The organism is Neisseria sp. HMSC064E01 (assembly GCF_001808875.1).
GTDB lineage: Bacteria > Pseudomonadota > Gammaproteobacteria > Burkholderiales > Neisseriaceae > Neisseria > Neisseria sicca_A.
Map to the genome: position 1 here is coordinate 24,045 of NZ_KV794881.1, position 967 is coordinate 25,011.

Below are 967 nucleotides of genomic sequence, written 5' to 3' on the forward strand. Positions count from 1 at the left end.
TCGTCTGAAAACCAGTTTTCAGACGACCTTTTTCATATCCAGCCTATCCGTTCCCGCGCTTATAGTGGATTAAATTTAAATCAGGACAAGGCGACGAAGCCGCAGATAGTACAGATAGAGACCTTTGCAAAATTCCCCAAAATCCAGATAGTACGGAACCATTCACTTGGGTGCTTCAGCACCTTAGAGAATCGTTCTCTTTGAGCTTAAGGCGAGGCAACGCCGTACTGGTTGAAAGTTCATCCACTATAATTGTATTGTTAACCCATTTTAGTAAGTGTAAGCTTGGGTAGAAACCAAATATTTTAGATAACTGGATGATTTTTTTTTGGATCATAATCTACTTGCTACTACGTATATTGAAGAAAGGATTGCGTTTTGATCGCTTTAAATAATAGAGCTTTATTTATTACAATTTGCCTCGCCCCAACTTTTACACTTGGAGATTCACCTGAAACTGTTATTGATAAAGGTGCATTAAACAAACCATGTTATGCAGGAAGTATAATGCAAGAAGATATTCTTGTATGTTTTTCTAAGTCATATTTATTGGCACAGAAAGAATTAAATAATAATTATTCAATCGCTCAAAAGCAGAACAATGTAAATATAAGAAATTATTTAATTCACCAACAAAGGCAATGGAATAAAAACAAATTTGATGAATGCTTGATATTGCCAGAGAAAGAGGTTGGAAGAGAGGGGATATTTGAATATTTGCAATGTGCTACTGATGCCATTTTAAAGCAAAATAGCTATTTAGAAGAAATTTATGTCTGTGGCAATGAACCTTGCCAATTTGAAGAACCATATTTCTTTCAAACTATTGGGCGTGATACGGATTAACAATCTATCCACTCTCGAATTATAAAATAACATTTTTCTTTTTAAACTAATATATAAAATCTAAATTAGACTCTAGCATTTATCAAGGTCGGCGGATTCGGATTTGAAGTGCAACTTTCCA

At 34.3% G+C, this 967-nt stretch carries 1 protein-coding gene and 1 pseudogene; both read left to right on the forward strand.

Features of this window, described 5'->3' with window-relative positions:
• A pseudogene (locus HMPREF2572_RS14720) lies at nt 1-204 on the forward strand (hypothetical protein); the annotation flags it as partial.
• Between the two features lie 174 nt (nt 205-378).
• Nucleotides 379-846, forward strand: a complete 468-nt coding sequence (locus HMPREF2572_RS01370) for a lysozyme inhibitor LprI family protein (RefSeq protein WP_070495718.1) — start codon at nt 379-381, stop codon at nt 844-846.
• The last annotated feature ends 121 nt before the right edge of the window (nt 847-967 follow it).